The organism is Pseudomonas sp. DY-1, from assembly GCF_003626975.1.
Classification (GTDB): Bacteria; Pseudomonadota; Gammaproteobacteria; order Pseudomonadales; family Pseudomonadaceae; genus Metapseudomonas.
In genome coordinates this window covers 3,679,875-3,696,120 of record NZ_CP032616.1, presented here as the reverse complement: position 1 = coordinate 3,696,120, position 16,246 = coordinate 3,679,875, and the positions used below count along the sequence as shown (strand labels likewise).

Here is a 16,246-nt window from a genome sequence, read left to right as displayed (position 1 = left end):
TGCTATATTTGTTTGCCTAGTGTTGTACTTAAATAACTATGAAGGGGCGCGTGTTTGGGGCGAGAAATCACTCTTCATCGAAGTAGTCGCTATCCAGCTTCGGCAGCTTAAGAAGGCGTGAGGTTACGCCAACCTCGTGATCCATCATCAGGTTGACCAGTCGATTGCCGTCTACCAAAACCATGCCTTCCACAGAACGAGAAAAGTCGATTGCCTGGGCCGTGAAGCCTGAGGTGGTAATAAACACACCGCGCTTAGCTTTCTGCCCTGCAAGAGCTCCATAGAAGGCTTGCAGTTCGGGTCTCCCAACTGTGCCCTGCCAGCGTTTTGCTTGGACGTAGACCTTCTCCAGGCCGAGCTTGTCGAGTGAGATCACACCGTCGATACCGCCATCACCGCTGCCTCCAACACGCTGCAGATCGTTACGGCTAGCGCCATAGCCAAGGCTATGCAGCACATCCAGCACGATGACTTCAAAACGGTTAGGGCTGACTTGCAGGAGGTTATCCAGGAGGTCAGCAGCTGTTGCCTCACGTAGCTCACGTAGAGCCTGCTCCAGGCGGTCGTCGGGGCTAACCGTGGCTGAGCTGAGCGCCGGTGCCGGCTGCTCTTGCCCATCGAGGGGGATGGCATCGGCCGGGCTCTTGAGTTTCACGTCCATAAATCCGATGGCGAGTTGTTCGACCCTATCCGTAGTAAGAGGGGCGGGGTGCTGGGCGGCATAGGTAATGCCTGCGTCGGTCAGCTTCCAATACCCACGCTTGGCGCTGCTGGATAGGCCGGCGCGCTTGAGGCGGTCATGGGCCCAGCCAGCGCGGTTCTTGTACGTGGCCTGGCCGCTAGCAATCAACTCTTGGCGCTGTTCTTCCGACAGGTTCAGCGCATCGGCAGCGGCTTCATGGGCGTCACGTGCTGCCGCCCCTTCGGGCGTGGCGGCCAGGTAGCGCAGGACCGGCTCAATAAACTGGTCGTAGGTAGGGACGGACATGGCGACTCCAGGCGCAGGGAGGGCTACAAGTAATTCAGTTACTAAGTTCAGTTGCTTGTTTTTTAGCGCTGGCTAAGTCAACGAAATACTGTCCAAATGTGAATACGGCAGCAATGATGGCGCATATTAAAAATATGCCTGTCATGGCTGCTTGTTTTATTAGCTCTACGTTGATTGAGCTTGCAGAAAAGTAAGAAGATAGTGCTGCCCCTGCTAGTGTGAATGTGATCCATGAAATAAAGCTTAGTCTTTCATCTTTGAGGTGGAGAGCTTTGTTCTTGTTGCCAAGCGTGCGACTTTTATTTATTAGAAGAAGATGAGCAATATGTAATGCTCCTGATGCTAGTAGGAGTATCGGAATCAGATAGAGTACATCTCCTATATTGTTTAACGTTGAGCTGATTGTTGATAGTTGGTCTTTGCGGTTTTCAATTTTTACTGAATCCATGCTGGAGAGAGAAACTTGTATGGCATACAGCGTTCCGGCCCAGCAGCCGACAAACGTAGATGTAATGGTGTATATAGCGCTTTTTATTTTTTTGATTATGGGAATCACTGAGGAACTCTCCTGATACTTTGTCTCAAAGGCTTTGCATGGTTCGACATTTGGGAAAAGCCGAACATCCCCAGAACTGCTGTCCTGCCTTTGGCCCCGATTTCACTGTACGAATCAGCAGCGCGCTGCCGCATTTCGGGCATTGCCGTTCGGCTGTCGGATCGCTACGGCGCTTGAGGTTTTGTACATGCTCGCGGTGCGTAGCGAGGGTCGGCGCGCGGCGGCCAGTTTGCAGGGCGTGCAGCATGGCCTCGACTTCAACCTCGCTGAATACAGGCTGCTCGAATGACTTGATATGGCGGATAAAGCCGATGCCTTGGGTCACGTTGGCTGGCATTTCAGTTTTGAAGATGCTGCCGCCGACAAAAGTGATGACCGAGTGCAGGTGCTCGGGGTTAACGCCAAGGGTGGCTTCCAGGGCTTTGAGGTGCTTGTAGTTCTGCCTCAGTGGGTTCTGGAATTTGAAGGTGTGCTTGTAGAGCTTCTGCGTCCACTGTGTCTGCCTCTCGCTGCCGAAGATCCAGCCGCTCATATTCTTCGTTTCCAGCACGAAGAGGCCGTAGGGCGAGAGGAAAACGTGGTCGATCTGCGTGGTGCCGTCAGGCGTTTTCAGGGTGACGTTGTGCAGGCGGCGGTAGGTCTGCTTGTCCAGCTGCCAATGGGCGAATAGCCGCACCAGGAGTTCGCCAATATGACCCTTGGCCCAAGGCGATTTGAGCAGGCCGATCAGCAGCATCAGTGGGATGAACCAACCCAACGTGCCCCAGACCTGCGCGATGATGGGGGTGAAGTCCATTTCCAGTCCCTGGGTAATCCTGAGTTAACCGGATAGTACCGAAACTTGGCGTAATGGCACGACAGTATCGCGTTGCTTCCGGTGTGCTGCTTTGTCGCTGCGGGGTCAGCCTTGAGCGCTTGCCGAGTGCAGTATCTGGTAGCGCGTGCTGCGCCCGCCGCCTGGTAGTCGCGCCAGGCAGCCCTTCTCAACAAGATCACTCAGATGGCGCGTGGCGGTGGCTTTCGAGACCTTGGCCACGGCCTGATATTGAGCGGCGCTGATGCCGTTCTCGAAACCCCATTCGCCGCCATCGAGCAGGCGGTTAAGCACTTTGATCTGCTCGGTAGATAAGGCTTGGCCGCGGTGAGCCTGCCAGAAGCGCGCCTTGACCAGTACACGGTCGATACGAGCAAGGGCCTGCTCCAGGCTCTTGAGCAGCGTTGCGAGGAACCATTGCAGCCAGGCGGTGATATCCAGCGTGCCCTTCTGGCTCGCTTCCAGGATACGGTAATAGCCTGCGCGGTCGTCGAGGATGCTCGCTGACATGGCGTAAAAGCGGATGGCTTGCTGCTCGCCTTGAGCCAGTGCTAGGTCGGTGATAGCGCGAGTCAGGCGACCGTTGCCGTCATCGAAGGGGTGCAGGGTGACGAACCAGAAGTGCGCAATGCTGGCACGTAGAAACGGGTCGAGGCTTGCATCGCTGCGGCTGTTCTCGAACCAGGCGAGGAGGTCGTCCAACTGCCCCTCCAGCCCTGCGCGTGGTGGGGCCTCGAAATGCACAGTAGGGCGGTCGAGTCGGCCGGAAACTACCTGCATGGGCTCTTCGCCGCGCAGCATGCCGATGCGTAGCGGGCGGGCCAGCTGGTGGTCATCGCTGGGGAACAGCCAACCATGCCATGTGAACAGCCGCTGCAGATCGAGCGGCTGCTGATAGGCGCGGGTGGCATCGAGCAGCAGTTCCGCCAGGCCTTCGGAGCGTGAGGTGGTGTGGCCTTCTTCGTTCAGCCCCAGACGCCGCGCCAGTGATGAACGCACCGAGCCGACATTCAGCTGCTCACCCTCGATAGCTGATGAGGTGACGATGTTCTGCAGCATGGCATCCAGGCTGCTCTGCACTTCGGTGTCACTACCTACAGCGCCCAACATCCCGAGTAAGCGGCCCTGAGCTTGGCTGCAAGCGCGCAGCAGCGGGGCAAGCTCATTGGCTTGCCAACTGAAGTGCGGCCAGTTGGGCTGCTGCCAGATCCAGAGAGGGTCATTCATGGAGGCTGCTCGTCTGTGAGCCGATTAGCGAGTTTATTCGGCTCATGTGGTGAGCCGATAATGCCGGCTATTCGGCTCACTGTCTAATCCTCAAGCCAGGGGCTTGGTTTGAGGAGGTGCTTGGTTAGATCTATTGATCTGGCTCGTGCAGTCGGTTCAGTTCTTCAGTTGCTCATCGCTATGGCGCAGGTGCGAAGATTGAAATGCGTGCCAGACTTACGTAAGTTGCGACTCTTAAGTAACGTCTCGAGAGTCACCATGCCCAAGTCGAATGCCCCTGCCCAGAGTGCAGCAGTCTTTAAGCGCGTCACCTTCTCGCTGACAGACCAGATCAGCGAGGAGATTGATCGCCTTAGCCTGATCCCGCGAGGGTTCCGGGCTTCTCGTTCCGATGTTGTTCGTGCCGGTGTCGCGGCCCTTGCTGCAATGTCGGAAGAGCAGCTCGTGGCATTGCTGGATAAGGTTCGCCGCGAGTAGCTGGGTCGGTCTCGCGCCAGGCGGGATGGCAGCAAAAAAGATTCACTTACGTAAGTTGCTTAACTTAAGCAATAAGGCTATAGTTTCTCTATAGCAGGCTGTCTCTCGTCTGCCAGTTGGACGGCTGCCGATAGAGCTGGTCCAGCTTTAGGCGCGTTGGCTAGGTGGAGCAGACGGTGGCCCTGAATTAGCAGTTTCATGACCTCTATCTGTCCATGCCGATGGAGGCCACCTTGCTGCCTGAGCTTCGGGGCTTGCCGTATTGGGGGGCGGACAGTTCACGAGATTCTTCAAGAGGTAAATCCGCCCCTTCTGCGTCGGCTGGCGGAAGGCCAAAGGCTGCAGACCTACATCGAGCGGAAGCAGGATTATCTCCAGAGGGAAGCTGCCCGGCTTGAACGGGAGTGGCGACGGTTACACCCGCTGAGTGCTGATGTCGGCTACCTGGCACGTGCCAGTTGGCAACGCCACTGCAAGCTGGCGGTGCGGGAAGTGCTGATTGATGAGCTAGCCAAGAGCCTGATCGACAGCCAAGCAGATCTGTAGGAATCGATCGTTCAAATCAGTGATGGCAAAGGAGTTGCGGCTATGTCGGTAGTCAGATCTTTCCTGGGAGCGGTTTGGTCGTATGGCGTTTCTCTGCCGCTTTACGTGATGAGGAGCATTGCCCTCAGTTCTGTGAGGGCCGCTTTCGAATTCTTCTATCCGCGTGGCTACAAGCCATGCAATGAACTGGCAGATGCCTTCGTTGAGGAGTGCGCCAATCGCCCTGCCGGGCAGTCCGTCCGCCTGCCTTGGGTGGATAGCTCGGCAACGCAGTCGCTGGTGATGAACAACACTGGCCGCCTGCTTTCCTATGTGGCCATTGCCAGCGGCTGGTTCGGGGTGGCGGTGAAGGACTCCGGCACCAAGTACCAGCCTAAGCGTACCTATCGCTACTACTACCGTCGCAGTCTGACCGGTAACTGGTTTGCTGAGATCTGGTCGGTGCCGAAGTCCGGCTTCGTTGCTGCAGCACTGGCGATCCCGTTCGTGGACATGGCGCGGGATGTGATGAGGGGGCGTACCTTCGTCAAGAAAGACTCCTTCTCCATCGGAGAGTGGGTAGCGCTGCCGGGGTATGAGGGACTGATGCTGCTGATGGCCGGGTTGCTACTGGTGATCTTCTTTCTTCCTCGTGCCATCCTGGGTCGCGGCACTCACTTCGCGGCGACAGCCCCGATCAATGACGGTGCTTTTGGTGGATATGGCTGTGCCCAGGTGATCAACTGGGGCGCAGCAATGGCAGGTCTTTCCTATCTGTGGTTGGCGATGGGCGCCGAGTGGAATGTGGGGGCCGCGGTGAGTTTCATCACCAACGGCTTCTCGGCCTTCGTGAGCGAGTGCATCGCGTGCATGGTAGATCCTGGGCCGCAGGTTCTGTTGATGATCCCCGTCGTGATTTCGATGGGAATCCTGTTCGGCATGGCCTGGACAGTAATCCCGGCAGCGGCTTTCTGGTATGTCTCGCTGCGTTTCATCGCTGCGCGCAACGCCAAGGTGCAGCTTGAGGCTCTGCCGTTCAACTCGACTCAGGCCACCATGTATCTGGGCAGCGATTTTGAGCGGGCCGCCGAGTTGCGCGCGCCGCAGGTAACCCTTGGCTACTTGGTATACATAGGCCTGATGGTTGGCATCATCCTCTATCCCATCCAGACTTGGGTGCGGTCACTCTTCTGATCTCTTCCAGACGCGCTATGCGACGAAGGGCTCCGTGCCCCGGAGCTTTGCCCCGGCTAACGGGCTCGGAAAATCAGCGCCTACCGTGATGCCCTGGTGGCGGACATCCAGGATCCGAACATCGTCTACGACATCAAGCAGCGCCTGGATGGCATGTTCATCTACGAGCGGGCCGAGGTGGAGGCCTTCGGCGATGCCATCGTTGATCCGAAGGTGACGCACCAGAAGTTGTTTTCCCTGACTCAGGCGCCCACCGACCGCTTCAACGGCAAGCTGAAGACGCTCAACGATGCTATCGACCAGTCGGAAAAGGTCTGGGAGAACGCCCATGACGAGGGCAGCAAAAAGGACATGGAGTACGCCGAAGTTCAGCACGCGCCGACAGCGTTGTGATGGCCCAGGTGCAGAACAACACCATGGAACAGGCCATGAAGGCCGACCTACCTTCAAAAGCCATCTCTGCCATCGCCGCCGCCATGAGCAGCCACACCAGCATGGCGACCAAGCTGCTCAGCGACGAGTCGACGCGGGATGTGTTCCTGACGGTGGTGTACGAGTTGCTGAAGAAGGATGCGGGGGTAGATTTGCTGGGCGCGGCGAGATCTTGATTGGGTGGCACTCAACTTCTCGATGAGTCGGAGCGCGGCGCAACAATTCGCTCAAGCACATTCGGCTGTCGTGGCATTACCTGGCATTCCGTGCCATTAAATGGCTTTTCATGGCACGGAATTGCGAGATCACGATAACCGCGCCGATTATTACGTGGCATTCCGTGGCTTAACGTGGCATTCCGTGCCATGGAATGCCACGTTAAGCCACAGGTTGGAGCTGTGAGGACATAACACAACGTCACGGCGCGGTGTCCCAAGCCTGTTCGGCGTCGGTCGCTGCTAAATCTCAAGTGAAACTGAACGAGCGAGCCTCGATGGCGGCATATTTGCCGCATTAATCTGGCAGAAATGCTGCTGTATCACAGGCTGCACGCTTTACGTGTATCACACGCTGCACGCCCCCCTGTATCACACGCTGCACGCTTGAAAATCAGTGCGAGACTATTACGGGTAGACGAATAGGGTGATACACCGCGACCTGAAATAGCTTCTCAGCATGACGTTGAGTAGGGGGGTTAGGTGCCGAATCTGGATCCAGCGTTTGCGGTACCGAAAGTGAAGCGAAATCCGCCTCCTGATCTGCCCACTGCCCACTGCCCACCATTGTTCGACAGCCTGCCTCGTCGTAATGACTACAGCACGAAGCCCTCGGCCAGCTGTGTCAGCATCTCCTCGGCAAGTCCAGCACCTGCTGAAGACGTCAGCAGCTGTAGTGGTGAGTTGCCAGAGAACCGGGCCTTTGGCTTCGAGAGCCAGCGCCTCGCTTTATCACGAGAACCGAAGAGCAGCTCGGCCACCACCAGGGCATGTATGACGCGAAAGAGCCGGTCGCTCTCATCCGCAGACAGGCGACCAACTGATACTGCATCAGGAGCAATCACTTCGCAGGCCAGGCGTGCCTTTAGAATGACCCCTGATGAGATCTGCTCACATGCATGGGCATCGATGTCACCCTCCCGAAGCAGCTTCGCCAGGTGAGCGATCGGGATACCTTGAATGATGTGCGTATGCACCGCCGCATCGGCGGCATCCTCTGGTAGGCCTAGCAGCCTTGCCCTGCGACGGCGGTAATCATCCGCCAGGATCTTTGCAAGCATGGCGCACCTCAGATGGCAGAAATCACGCGCCCTACGTAAGCCAGCCCATCGAGCTGGACATCGAGAGGTTCATGCAAATCGGGCAGGAGGGGATGCAGTAGTCGCTGAGATTCACCGACCCGCTCGACCCTTCCGATATAGGCAGTACTGGCCCTGTGGCTTAAGTAGCAATGAATCTGGTCCCGGCGCTCGTAGAAGTCGTCAGTGTTCATCGCGTACACATCCGCGCTTATCAAGAACAGCACCGCCGTGTGGTGCACTCGATAGCCTGGTTTCAGCCAGAATCCGCGCTTGCGTATTACCTTGCCTGGCGGAACCTCCAGGTACTCTACGTTGCCCGGGACAGCCCCCTCATCCAGATAGGGAGCAATCTGTGTCGTCATGGTCAGCACAGGGCATCCGCTGTAGGTGCGCTCTCGATTCCGCATGAGTCCCTCGCTATCTGAGCTTTCGGTGAAAGGCTAAAGCGTTGCTATACGGTCACAACTGGGGGGGCGCCGTCGCGCTATAGGCCCCCATGTGCAGTCTTATTTTCGCGGGGCTCGAGAGGCTTTGCTTTCATCCAGGCGATCACGCCACCGATGACGATGCTGGCGATTGCCGCTAAAGGAAACGGAACAATCCTGGTCAGCAGAACAAGGGCGAGCGCGCCGGCAGTACCGCCCCCGTCGACTGCCCCAAGCACAGGGGTTCTGCGACACGCAGCGATGAAACTACAGATGCAATCAACCAAGAGCAGCAGCGCACCCAGGTAGAGCACTTCGAGTTCGGTTTCGATCACGACTGGCTGCCCTGCTGGCGATACTTGTAGAGGGTGCTTCGGCTGATCTTCAGCGCCTTGCATATCTCGTCAGGTGAACGACTCTGATCACTTGCGAGGGCTTGAATTGCAGCAATCGTCTCTGGAGGCACCCCAGGTCGCCCGCCTTGTCGCCCTCTGGCGCGAGCGGCATCGAGGCCGGCATATGTGCGCTCCCGAATCAGGTTTCTCTCGAACTCCGCCATTGCGGCAAACACATGGAACACCAGCCGGCCGGCAGCACTGGTGGTATCGATCTGTTCCTTCAGGCTTTCCAGGCCCACGCCTCTGGCTTCGAGGTCGGCAGTGAGGCGCAGCAACTCGGACATTGATCGGCCCAGGCGATCAAGCCGCCAAACAACCAGGACATCGCCCGGCCTGACAAAAGCCAGCGCGTCATCAAGTCCAGGACGCGATGCCTTCGCGCCACTCATCTTGTCACTGAAGATCCGCTCACAGCCGGCCACGGTCAGCGCGTCATGCTGAAGGTCGAGTTGCTGATCATCCCGTGATACCCGCGCATACCCAATCTTCATCAGTCCGCATTCTCGTCATCATGTGGCGTTTACGTATTTTGATTTAAAGACGAGTTAAAATCAATCTGGCGAAGAGATTTCGGGGGGCAAGAGGGATGGCGCGCTTGTGTCCGCAAAACAACCGTTTTAGAGACAGGGTGTCTGGATAGGCCATGTAATTCGCACTTCTCCGTAGAGGATATCGATACGACCGGCCAAATTTGGTTAGGAGCAGCTGCTATCGGCAGACTCCTTTCGATCCACTCCAGCAATTCGTGACAGGCAGAGAGCGTCCAATTGCGGTCGTTCGAGAAAGTCTATTTCTGCCGTTGCCCATCAGTAGCTTCGGGTCGGAAGCTGCTGGGTACCGAGGACACCTTTCGGCCAGCGGCGAGAACAACAGGAGTACAGGCCGGCCCTCCTTCCCATCTAGCTACTCCTGAGACAGGAGTAGCCTGCCTATGGGCCAGAACATCCCAAACGGGCCTGCGATTACTGCCTTGCGGGGTTTCGACGCAGCGCGCTCATGTCGGTGTTCTTCGTTAGATATCCAGAACCAGCGGCTGCATGCCGCTTTCGACTTCGGCGGGCACGGCGCAGCAAATGAGCACCGTGCCTTCGTCCGGCATTTCCGCCGGGGGACGGAGGTAGTGCACTTGCCCGCTGAGTACTTTCGTCCGGCAGATGCCGCAAGAGCCTCCACGGCAGCTGAAGTCGGGCGACAGGCCACGACTTTCCGCCAGTTCCAGCAGGCTGCCGCTGTCTGGCTTCCAGCGGGCCTCTTTGGTCGAGGCAGAGAAGTACACCGGCACCGGGGCGGTTGCCGCCGGCGGCTGGGCGGGTTTTGGTGTCTGCGCGTCGTCCTGACGTTGCAGCGTCGAGGGGCCGAAGGTCTCGGCGTGGATGCGCCGATCGGCGATGTTCAGGGCGCGCAGGTCGTCGTAGATCGCCTGGGTGAACGCCCCGGGGCCGCACAGGTAGAAGTCGTAGTCATCCAGGGGCAGGCGGGCCTTGATCGTCGCGATGTCGAGGCGCCCGACCAGCTCATGGTCGCGGCCCAGCACGGCATCCTCGCCCGGATTGCTGAGGGCGCGGTGCACGTGCAGCAGGTCCGGGCAGCGCTGGCGCAGCGCGGCGATTTCCTGCTGGAAAGGCAATTGCTGCAAGGTGCGCGCGGACTGGAACAGATGGACGGGGCGGTTGCAACCTTGCGTAAGGTTCTGCGCCACCAGTTCCCGCAGCATCGACAGGAGCGGGGTGATGCCAACGCCCGCGCCGACGAGCACCACCGAGCGCCCGGTATCTCCGGCGAGGGTGAAACTGCCCATGGGGGCACGAACCTGCAGTCGGTCGCCGACCCGAACCCGTTCATGCAGATGGCGCGAGACCAGCCCCTGAGCCTTGACGCTTATCCGTAGATGGCCGTCCGACGGAGCGCTCGACAGGCTGTAGGTGCGAATTAGCCCATTCTTGTCCGCGTCCATGGGGATGCGCAGCGGCAGATGCTGCCCCGGCGTGAAGCTCACCGCCGTGCCGTGTGGGGGCTGGAGGTAGAAGGAACGGATGCCCTGGCTCTCCTGCTCCAGACGGATCACTTCCCAGTCCTGCCAATGATTGCGCTGCTTTTCATCGGCTTCGCTCCAGGTCCCGGTCATCAGACTGGTCGGAGCGTACTCCTGGAAATCCCAGCGGATCGACAACGCGTGCCGCCTTAGTACGGCTTGCTGTGCGTCCAAGGTCCAGAGGCGTTCGGCGCCCTCGAAGGCGGCGATTATTGGGCTGTCGAAGAGCAGCTCGGTGGTCCCGCTCAGCTGCAGTACGTCGCCACTGACGAAGTCGACGAAAAGCAGTCCAGCGACCGGGTTGAGCAGAAAGTTGCCCAGGGTGTTGAAGTGCAGGTTGCCGGCGTAGTCCGGGATGGTCAGCCGATTGCCCAAGACCTTGACGAAGCCCGGACGGCCGCCGCGATGGGAGATATCCACCGAGCGCTGCCCATCCTCGTGCTCGACGTAGCTGGCGACAAAGAAGGTGTCAGCCTTGCGGATCATCTCCGTCAGCGTTTCGTCCAGCGCCGCGAAGTCTTGGCGTGCGTCGTGCTTCCCGCGACGTGTCTCCTCGCGAGTTTAGGTGCGTTTCTGGATGTACTGCGGGCAATTGCCGAAGGAGTGCTCGACGGCGACTTCCAGACGGCCCGCTTCGACTTGTTGGAGGATGCCGTTCATGCGGTTGCGGCGTCGCGTGTGCAGCTCGATGCCCAGCAGGCCGATGGCGCTGCCGGCGTCAAACCCGCTGGCGGCCGGGTCCTGCTGATCGAGGTCGGTGACTAGCACCAGGCGCCGGGGATCGGGTGAGGTGACGAAGCCTTCCGGCCCTTCGAGCAGCGTCGCCCAGGGCCGGCCTTGAGTATCCACCGCGCCGACGATCATGAAGGGCAACTGGTGATAGAAGTCGCGGTGCTGGTCGGGCATGTAGTCGCGGATCACCCGCTGACCATAAACGTCCATGTGCTCGGAGACGCCGGCGCCAACGCGTTTGTGCATTGCCTTTTCGCCAGCGTGCCAGGGGGAGTGGCGGTGCTCGGGTAGATGGTCCATCGCGGATGCCTCGCGGGAAGGCTGCCGGGCTGCCCGGCAGCGAGCGGCTGATTCAGACGGCCTGCAGGCCGACAGCGGTGCGCTGCATGGGCACGAACCCGGGCAGGGCCTCGACACGGGCCAGCCAGGCGCGAATATTGTGGTAGTACTCCAGTGGCACGTTGCCCTCCGGCGCGTGGGCGATGGAGGTGTAGTTGGCGATGTCGGCAATAGTCGCGGTGTCGCCAGCGAGGAAGGGCATCCTGGCCAACTCGCTATCCATTACGCGAAACAAGGCGTGGGCGCGGGTGAGGACATCGTCGACATTAAAGCGAGCTCTAAAAACGGTGATCAGCCGCGCAGCAGCCGGTCCAAAGGCGACTTGGCCAGCGGCCACCGACAGCCAGCGTTGCACGCGGGCCTCGCCCAGCGGGTCTTCTTGCAGCCAACGGCCATTGCCGTACTTCTTCGCCAGGTAGACGAGGATGGCGTTGGAGTCGCTGACGATGATGCCGTCGTCATCGATCACCGGCACCTGGCCGAAGCTGTTGAGGGCGAGGAACTCGGGGTGCTTATGGGCGCCCTTGGCGAGGTCTACAAAGACCAGCTCGGTCGGAAGCCCCAGCAGCGAGAGCAGCAACTCGACGCGGTGGGCGTGGGCGGACAGCGGGTGACGGTAGAGCTTGATGGCACGGGACATGGCGGCGGCTCCAGTTAGAGTTGAAGAAGACATCAGCCCTGAATATTCCCCAGCACCTCACAAATCCGCTGAGCGATATGGCCGACATGGGTTTCCAGAGCAAAGTGGCCGGTATCCAGCAGCTCTACCACCGCGTTGGGGTTATCGCGCTTGAAGGCCTCGGCACCCGGCGGGATGAAGAAGGGATCGTGCTCGCCCCAGATCACCAGGGTCGGCAGCCGGGTATCGCGGAAGAACGCCTGGAACGCTGGATAGAGCTTCAGGTTGTTGGCGTAGTCGAGGAACAGGTCGAGTTGGATGTCCTTGTTGCCCGGCCGCTCCAGCAGCAGCGCGTCCAGGTAGTACGACTCGGGAGCCACCAATGCCAAGTCTTTCACGCCATGCACGTACTGCCAGCGGGTGCCTTCCAGGTGCAGCACGGCATCGTGCACCACCTTGCGGCGTTCGTGATTGTGCGGTTCGGCCCAGTAGGCGCGGATCGGTTCCCAGGCATCGCCCAGGCCTTCCAGGTAGGCATTGCCATTCTGCGAGATCAGCCCGGTGACCCGCTCGGGCTGAGCGAGGGCCAGGCGCAGGCCGGTAGGCGCGCCGTAGTCGAAGACATAGAGGGAGTAGCGCTGTAGGCCCAGCTTCTCGACGAAGGCACCGAGGGTGACGGCCAAGGCATCGAAGCTGTAGCGGTATTCGCGTTCTGGGGGAACCTCGGTGAAACCGAACCCCGGCAGGTCTGGCGCGACGATGCGGAACTTGTCGGCCAAAAGTGGAATCAGGTCGCGGAACTGGTGGGACGAGCTGGGAAAGCCGTGCACCAGTAGCAAAGTGGGCGCGGCCGGGTTACCGGCTTCCCGGTAGAAGACGCGGACACCGTCGGCTTCGACGAACTGGTGGCGAACCGGGATATGCACGATAGGCGACGTCATGATGGGCGCTCCGTAACTGATAAAAACAAAGTTGATGGTTACATCAGGTGCTGAGTATGAACCCGCCCTGTAACCTGTCAACTAGATTTATAGGGTTACAGATGCTGTTCTTTGTAACTACAAATTGTCTACTTATAGGGTTACAATCTCGCCATTTACCTTTCGGAGCGTCATCATGACCGCCACCACCTCCTCGACTGCCCTCGAACCCTTCGTACTGGCCGACCATCACGTACTGGACATGCTCAACACCCGGGCTGTGATGGAAGGTGCTCCCCTGGAGTTCTGGCGCAGCGATGAGGATGTCGAGACCTGGCTGGAGCGAACTGGCTGGGACCTGCCCGAAGCGCGCTTCGCCAGGGACGATTTGCTGCAGGCAGCCCTAACCCTGCGCGAAGCGGTGCGCGGGCTGGTGGAGCAACGCAAGGCGGGCGGCCATGGCTCGCCCGAAGTACTCAATCGCTTCCTGGCGACGCCCAGCCACCTGCGGCTGGACTGGTCGGCAAGTGGAGAACTGCGACTGGAGAAGGCGTGGGCAACTGCCACCGCCGAGCAGTACTTGGCACCGCTGGCCGAAGCGGCGGCGAAGCTGCTGGTGGAGGGCGATTTCAATCTGGTACGCGAATGCGAGCACCCGGACTGCGTGCTCTGGTTCTACGACCGCACCAAGTCCCATCGCCGCCGCTGGTGCAGCATGGCGCTGTGCGGCAACCGGCATAAGGTCACCGAGTTCCGCAAACGCAAGCAGCAGTGATGCAGGTCTTGAGAGGCAGAGCTGAGTTATCAGGGTCGCCCCCACGGTCGGCTCCTTCACTGCCGCGCGGGTCATGAGGCAGAAGCCGTCGAACTTCATGCGCCTGGGGTTCACGCCGTCACCTTGTCATCCTTGGGCGGGGTCAGTTCCTCGATGCTGATCTCGCGCATGCGGAATTTCTGGATCTTGCCGGTCACCGTCATCGGGAAGGCGTCCACGAAGCGGAAGAAGCGCGGCACCTTGAAGTGGGCGATGCGTTCCTTGGCCCAGGCGCGCAGTTCCTCTTCGGTGGCGCTGTGGCCGGGATGGAACTTGATCCAGGCGACGAGTTCCTCGCCGTACTTGCTGCAGGGGATGCCGATCACCTGCACGTCGGCCACCGCCGGGTGGGTGAAGAAGAACTCTTCCAGCTCGCGCGGGTAAATGTTCTCGCCGCCGCGAATGATCATGTCCTTGCTGCGACCGACGATGCAGACGTAGCCGTTCTCGTCCATGGAGGCGAGGTCGCCGGTGTGCATCCAGCGGCCCGGGTCGATGGCGTCGGTGGTGGCCTGCGGGTTGTTCCAGTAGCCCAGCATTACGCTGTAGCCACGGGTGCAGAGTTCGCCAATGGTGCCGCGCGGGACGATTCGGCCCTCGGCGTCGACAATCTTGCTTTCCAGGTGCGGCTGGGTGCGGCCGACGGTGGTAACCCGCAGATCCAGTTCGTCGTCCGGACCGGTCTGCAGCGACACCGGACTGGTCTCGGTCATACCGTAGGCGATCTGCACTTCATTCATGTGCATCTCGTTGATCACCCGGCGCATCACCTCGATCGGGCAGGTGGCGCCGGCCATGATCCCGGTGCGCAGGCTGGACAGGTCGAACTCGCCGCGCTGCGGGTGGTCCAGTTCGGCGATGAACATGGTGGGCACGCCATAGAGGGCGGTGGCTTTTTCCTCGGCCACGGCGCGCAGGGTGGTCAGCGGGTCGAAGGCGTCGCCTGGATAGATCATGGTGGCGCCATGGGTCATGCAGCCCAGGTTGCCCATCACCATGCCGAAGCAGTGGTAGAGCGGCACCGGGATCACCAGGCGATCCTGCTCGGTGAGGCCGAGGCTCTCGCCGACCATGTAGCCGTTGTTGAGGATGTTGTAGTGGCTGAGGGTGGCGCCTTTCGGGAAGCCGGTGGTGCCGGAGGTGTACTGGATGTTGATGGGGTCGTCGAACTGCAGGCCGGCCTGGCGCTCGGCCAGGGCCTCGCCACTCACCTCCCCTGCCTTCTGCTGCAGGGTGGCCCAGGGCAGGAATCCCGCCGGCGGATTGGCAGACAGGCTGACCACACCGCGCAGTTCCGACAGGCGCTCGCAATTCAGGCTGCCCGGTTCGGCGCCGGCCAGTTCGGGCACCAGGCCGAGGAACATGGCGTGGTAGTCGGACGTCTTGAAGGCGTCGGCGCAGATCACCCAGCGGCAGCCGGATTGCTTGAGCGCGTACTCCAGTTCGCTGCTGCGGTAGGCCGGGTTGATGTTGACCAGGATGGCGCCGATCTTGGCGCTGGCGAACTGGGTGATGCACCACTCGGCGCAGTTGGGCGCCCAGATGCCGACGCGGTCGCCACTGTTCAGGCCCAGGGCGAGCAAGGCGCGGGCGTGGCGATCCACTGCCTCGGCTAATTCCTTCCAGCTGTAGCGCAGGCCCTGATGCCTGACTACCAGCGCCTCGCGCTCGGGGAACTGGGCAACGGTGGCATCGAATGCCGCGCCTATGGTCATGGCGAGCAGGTCCTTGTCCTGACGCCCCCGGGTGTAGCTCTGGTGATTCATGGCTTTCCCTTCTTGTCTTTGTATGGCGCCGATAGCCGGGCTTCAGGCCTGTGAAGAGGCGCTATGATCGTCAGCCCGCAATCATTTCAGCAGCCTGTTGCGTGGCTTCGGTGGTGCGCGTCGCAAGCTTTCTCACTTCATCGGCAACAACCGCGAATCCACGCCCTGCATCGCCGGCCCGTGCGGCCTCGATGGCCGCGTTCAATGCCAGAAGGTTGGTCTGGTTGGCGATGCCCTGGATGGTCGCGACGATGCTGGTCAGCCTCGCAAGATTCTCCTGGATCAGTTTGTGTTGCTGCTCCTGGGTCTTGCGCAGTTCATGTTCCTCGTAGCTGGCATGGATGTCGGTCAACGCGCCTACCACCCTGAGTGGCGTGCCGTCTGCCGTTCTCCTGGTCTGTCCGCGGGCGCGGAACCAGTGGTAGTCGCCCGATTTCCGCTTGAGCCGATAGGTGATGTCGAACGCGGTCTTGCCTGTGCGGTCACTGATATGCGCCAGAAAGGCCTCCAGACTGCGTTGCCTGTCCTCCGGGTGAAGGCGGGACGACCAGCTCTCGAAGATGTCGGGGAATTCCTCGGCGGTTTCAAAGCCGAGGAGTCGCCGAAACTGGCTGGACCACCAGATGGCGTTGTTCGGATTGGTCGGGTCTCCTGCGACGACTTGCAGATCCCAGAGGCCGTCATTGAGCAT

General features: G+C 60.0%; 16 protein-coding genes and 2 pseudogenes. 5 read left to right on the top strand and 13 right to left on the bottom strand.

Annotated features, from left to right (window positions below; genetic code table 11):
- Nucleotides 1-67 precede the first annotated feature (67 nt).
- From D6Z43_RS17515 to D6Z43_RS17505, 4 genes are all read right to left on the bottom strand, one after another.
- Nucleotides 68-988 (bottom strand): restriction endonuclease, encoded by a 921-nt coding sequence (locus D6Z43_RS17515; RefSeq protein ID WP_120653364.1) that lies wholly within the window; start codon nucleotides 986-988, stop codon nucleotides 68-70.
- 34 nt (nucleotides 989-1,022) lie between these two features.
- Nucleotides 1,023-1,544 (bottom strand): hypothetical protein, encoded by a 522-nt coding sequence (locus tag D6Z43_RS27970; RefSeq protein WP_162945855.1) that lies wholly within the window; start codon nucleotides 1,542-1,544, stop codon nucleotides 1,023-1,025.
- A gap of 25 nt (nucleotides 1,545-1,569) precedes the next feature.
- Complete coding sequence (locus D6Z43_RS17510; RefSeq protein WP_120653363.1) at nucleotides 1,570-2,340, bottom strand: nuclease-related domain-containing protein; 771 nt, start codon at nucleotides 2,338-2,340, stop codon at nucleotides 1,570-1,572.
- A gap of 105 nt (nucleotides 2,341-2,445) precedes the next feature.
- Nucleotides 2,446-3,585 carry a Fic family protein gene (locus tag D6Z43_RS17505; RefSeq protein WP_120653362.1) on the bottom strand — a complete coding sequence of 380 codons (1,140 nt, stop codon included), beginning with the start codon at nucleotides 3,583-3,585 and terminating at the stop codon, nucleotides 2,446-2,448.
- A 258-nt stretch (nucleotides 3,586-3,843) separates the two neighbouring features.
- Here D6Z43_RS17505 and D6Z43_RS17500 point away from each other — a divergent pair, with 258 nt between their 5' ends.
- The 4 genes from D6Z43_RS17500 (at nucleotide 3,844) to D6Z43_RS28410 (ending at nucleotide 6,389) form a co-directional block, all read left to right on the top strand.
- Nucleotides 3,844-4,062: a hypothetical protein gene (locus D6Z43_RS17500; protein WP_120653361.1), complete on the top strand. Its 219-nt coding sequence runs from the start codon at nucleotides 3,844-3,846 to the stop codon at nucleotides 4,060-4,062.
- A gap of 588 nt (nucleotides 4,063-4,650) precedes the next feature.
- Entirely contained in the window at nucleotides 4,651-5,781 is a 1,131-nt protein-coding gene (locus D6Z43_RS17490; protein ID WP_120653360.1) for a hypothetical protein, read from the top strand.
- A gap of 96 nt (nucleotides 5,782-5,877) precedes the next feature.
- A complete protein-coding gene (locus tag D6Z43_RS28415) occupies nucleotides 5,878-6,174 on the top strand; it encodes a hypothetical protein (RefSeq protein ID WP_256660878.1) in 297 nt (98 codons plus the stop codon).
- Nucleotides 6,174-6,389: a hypothetical protein gene (locus D6Z43_RS28410; protein ID WP_256660877.1), complete on the top strand. Its 216-nt coding sequence runs from the start codon at nucleotides 6,174-6,176 to the stop codon at nucleotides 6,387-6,389. The genes D6Z43_RS28415 and D6Z43_RS28410 overlap by 1 nt, the downstream gene beginning before the upstream one ends.
- A gap of 635 nt (nucleotides 6,390-7,024) precedes the next feature.
- On the opposite strand, the gene D6Z43_RS17480 is transcribed toward D6Z43_RS28410, so the two are convergent.
- The 7 genes and pseudogenes from D6Z43_RS17480 to D6Z43_RS17450 all read right to left on the bottom strand — a co-directional run bounded on the left by D6Z43_RS17480 (nucleotide 7,025) and on the right by D6Z43_RS17450 (nucleotide 12,996).
- A complete protein-coding gene (locus D6Z43_RS17480) occupies nucleotides 7,025-7,489 on the bottom strand; it encodes an antitoxin Xre/MbcA/ParS toxin-binding domain-containing protein (protein WP_120653359.1) in 465 nt (154 codons plus the stop codon).
- A gap of 8 nt (nucleotides 7,490-7,497) precedes the next feature.
- Complete coding sequence (locus D6Z43_RS17475; RefSeq protein ID WP_256660876.1) at nucleotides 7,498-7,872, bottom strand: hypothetical protein; 375 nt, start codon at nucleotides 7,870-7,872, stop codon at nucleotides 7,498-7,500.
- Between the two features lie 122 nt (nucleotides 7,873-7,994).
- Nucleotides 7,995-8,270 (bottom strand): hypothetical protein, encoded by a 276-nt coding sequence (locus tag D6Z43_RS17470; RefSeq protein WP_120653357.1) that lies wholly within the window; start codon nucleotides 8,268-8,270, stop codon nucleotides 7,995-7,997.
- Complete coding sequence (locus tag D6Z43_RS17465) at nucleotides 8,267-8,824, bottom strand: recombinase family protein (protein WP_120653356.1); 558 nt, start codon at nucleotides 8,822-8,824, stop codon at nucleotides 8,267-8,269. Before D6Z43_RS17465 ends, D6Z43_RS17470 begins: the two co-directional genes overlap by 4 nt.
- 521 nt (nucleotides 8,825-9,345) lie before the next feature.
- Nucleotides 9,346-11,397 (bottom strand): annotated as a pseudogene (locus tag D6Z43_RS17460) (pyridoxamine 5'-phosphate oxidase family protein).
- 52 nt (nucleotides 11,398-11,449) lie between these two features.
- Nucleotides 11,450-12,076 carry a glutathione S-transferase family protein gene (locus D6Z43_RS17455; RefSeq protein WP_120653355.1) on the bottom strand — a complete coding sequence of 209 codons (627 nt, stop codon included), beginning with the start codon at nucleotides 12,074-12,076 and terminating at the stop codon, nucleotides 11,450-11,452.
- Nucleotides 12,077-12,108: 32 nt separating this feature from the next.
- Nucleotides 12,109-12,996, bottom strand: a complete 888-nt coding sequence (locus D6Z43_RS17450) for an alpha/beta fold hydrolase (protein WP_120653354.1) — start codon at nucleotides 12,994-12,996, stop codon at nucleotides 12,109-12,111.
- A gap of 175 nt (nucleotides 12,997-13,171) precedes the next feature.
- On the opposite strand from D6Z43_RS17450, the gene D6Z43_RS17445 reads away from it, so the two are divergent.
- Nucleotides 13,172-13,750 (top strand): CGNR zinc finger domain-containing protein, encoded by a 579-nt coding sequence (locus D6Z43_RS17445; RefSeq protein WP_120653353.1) that lies wholly within the window; start codon nucleotides 13,172-13,174, stop codon nucleotides 13,748-13,750.
- Between the two features lie 110 nt (nucleotides 13,751-13,860).
- On the opposite strand, the gene D6Z43_RS17440 is transcribed toward D6Z43_RS17445, so the two are convergent.
- Nucleotides 13,861-15,555, bottom strand: coding sequence for an AMP-binding protein (locus D6Z43_RS17440; RefSeq protein ID WP_120653352.1), 1,695 nt, complete (start codon nucleotides 15,553-15,555; stop codon nucleotides 13,861-13,863).
- A gap of 79 nt (nucleotides 15,556-15,634) precedes the next feature.
- A pseudogene (locus D6Z43_RS28405) lies at nucleotides 15,635-16,246 on the bottom strand (methyl-accepting chemotaxis protein); the annotation flags it as partial.

Bases quoted from the DNA above. Each gene is read 5' to 3' on its own strand.
- D6Z43_RS17450 (WP_120653354.1), bottom strand. From the start codon at position 12,996: ATGACGTCGCCTATCGTGCATATCCCGGTTCGCCACCAGTTCGTCGAA.
- D6Z43_RS17445 (WP_120653353.1), top strand. From the start codon at position 13,172: ATGACCGCCACCACCTCCTCGACTGCCCTCGAACCCTTCGTACTGGCC.
- D6Z43_RS17480 (WP_120653359.1), bottom strand. From the start codon at position 7,489: ATGCTTGCAAAGATCCTGGCGGATGATTACCGCCGTCGCAGGGCAAGG.
- D6Z43_RS17465 (WP_120653356.1), bottom strand. From the start codon at position 8,824: ATGAAGATTGGGTATGCGCGGGTATCACGGGATGATCAGCAACTCGAC.
- D6Z43_RS17490 (WP_120653360.1), top strand. From the start codon at position 4,651: ATGTCGGTAGTCAGATCTTTCCTGGGAGCGGTTTGGTCGTATGGCGTT.
- D6Z43_RS17475 (WP_256660876.1), bottom strand. From the start codon at position 7,872: ATGACGACACAGATTGCTCCCTATCTGGATGAGGGGGCTGTCCCGGGC.
- D6Z43_RS17515 (WP_120653364.1), bottom strand. From the start codon at position 988: ATGTCCGTCCCTACCTACGACCAGTTTATTGAGCCGGTCCTGCGCTAC.
- D6Z43_RS17500 (WP_120653361.1), top strand. From the start codon at position 3,844: ATGCCCAAGTCGAATGCCCCTGCCCAGAGTGCAGCAGTCTTTAAGCGC.
- D6Z43_RS17510 (WP_120653363.1), bottom strand. From the start codon at position 2,340: ATGGACTTCACCCCCATCATCGCGCAGGTCTGGGGCACGTTGGGTTGG.
- D6Z43_RS17440 (WP_120653352.1), bottom strand. From the start codon at position 15,555: ATGAATCACCAGAGCTACACCCGGGGGCGTCAGGACAAGGACCTGCTC.
- D6Z43_RS17505 (WP_120653362.1), bottom strand. From the start codon at position 3,585: ATGAATGACCCTCTCTGGATCTGGCAGCAGCCCAACTGGCCGCACTTC.
- D6Z43_RS28410 (WP_256660877.1), top strand. From the start codon at position 6,174: ATGGCCCAGGTGCAGAACAACACCATGGAACAGGCCATGAAGGCCGAC.
- D6Z43_RS17455 (WP_120653355.1), bottom strand. From the start codon at position 12,076: ATGTCCCGTGCCATCAAGCTCTACCGTCACCCGCTGTCCGCCCACGCC.